The following is a 1,512-nucleotide window of genomic DNA, read 5'->3' as shown; positions in this document are numbered from 1 at the left end:
TATCGGTCGTCACCGCAATCATCCCCTTGGCATACGCACCACTGTCATAGGTATTGACCGCATGATGTTCCAGTTTACTACCGCGCTTACGCTGCACCTCTTTTGAGCGTCCCAGCACATCGTATTGATACGTGATCACATTGCCATTGCTGTCTGACTCGCGAGTCAACTGATGATAGGCATTATAGCTATAATTGATCGTGCCCTTATCCGGGTCGATTACCCGAGTTTTGTTACCATACTTATCAAAACTAACCTGGATCTTATTGCCCTTAGGGCCCGTTAACAGACGGGTTTTACCTTTTTCATCATACTCATAGTAAGCCGACTTATTGTTGGCATCCGTCACCTTGACCAGAAAGCCCATTACATTCTTCAGCTGGGTATGTTTATGATTGGACGGGTTAACCGTGGTCACACTCTCGCCGTTGTACTCGGTTTTCCAGATAGAGCCATCTGCCTTGGTTACCTGCACAACCCGGTTTTGCTTATCGTATTTGTACACATTCCAAAGTGGCGTGCCACCGTGGAAGTAAGGCATGGACTCTTTGTATTTACGGCCTTTGGTGTCATACAAGTAATCAACGTTAATGAATGTGCCACTCAGAGACATACTAGACTCACGCAGCAAACGACCATACTTATCAAAGTACTGTCGGCTCGTCGGGCCACTTTCAGATGTATTTTCCTCGTAATAAGCAGCCCCACTGATACAGCCACTGGTACACCAGTATTTACTCTGACTAGTGCTCAGCGCCTTAGCGCCTGTTTTGCTTGTGTTGTCGGCCGGGGATGAAACTTCTCCCGTCAGACGGCCCAGTTTATTATAGGTATAGTAAGTACGCTGACCATTGGCAGTCTGGGTATAAGACTTGCGACCCAGGCTGTCATAACCTATGGTGCTGCGATGCCCGAGGCTGTTCTTCTCACCGGTCACCAAGCGGTAAGTACTGTCATAGTAGGTTTCCAGCGTCTTGGTGGGTAAACCTGACTTAGAGACGGTTTCTTTAGTGATCAGACCATAGCTGTTCAGAGTATAGCTTTTCACCACACCGTTATCTGCAGTGGTCTTTATTAACCGTCCTTTACTGTCATACGCAAAAGTTGAGGTGTGGGTATTCTGATAGTTCCCTTTATTTGTGCCATTCAAACGGTTCAGATAACGCTTGGTCTCCACCGTTTTGGTAACCCGGCCACCATGATAGCTGTAACTATACGTATTCGTTTTTTCCGTCTTTGCGTAACCGTTTTTCGTATCAATCACACTGCTGTGTTTTACTGGATTACCGAAGCTATCTATCGAAGACACGGTTTTAGTTTTGGTTGATATCAGCGTCAGACTGCTGACGTCTGTGTTATAGCGCTTAGTGATCGTTTTAGATGGATATACCAGATAAGGCTTAGTGCTGTTCGCAGTGACAAAGCTTGTTTCCTGCTTACGACCATAACTTGAGGTCATGTCTGATTTTAAACGCCAGATACTGGTGTTAACAGAAGCCGTACTCATGGTCG

1 protein-coding gene is annotated in these 1,512 nt (G+C 46.2%); it reads right to left on the bottom strand.

Annotated features, from left to right (window positions below):
• The coding region (locus tag IY568_RS24335; protein ID WP_194868962.1) for an RHS repeat protein at positions 1-1,512 on the bottom strand (1,512 nt) is incomplete at both ends.

It is taken from the genome of Pseudoalteromonas sp. PPB1 (assembly GCF_015356275.1).
Lineage (GTDB): Bacteria > Pseudomonadota > Gammaproteobacteria > Enterobacterales > Alteromonadaceae > Pseudoalteromonas > Pseudoalteromonas rubra_D.
Note: the sequence above shows the minus strand (reverse complement) of the source record. Positions and strands in the feature narration are given on the sequence as shown.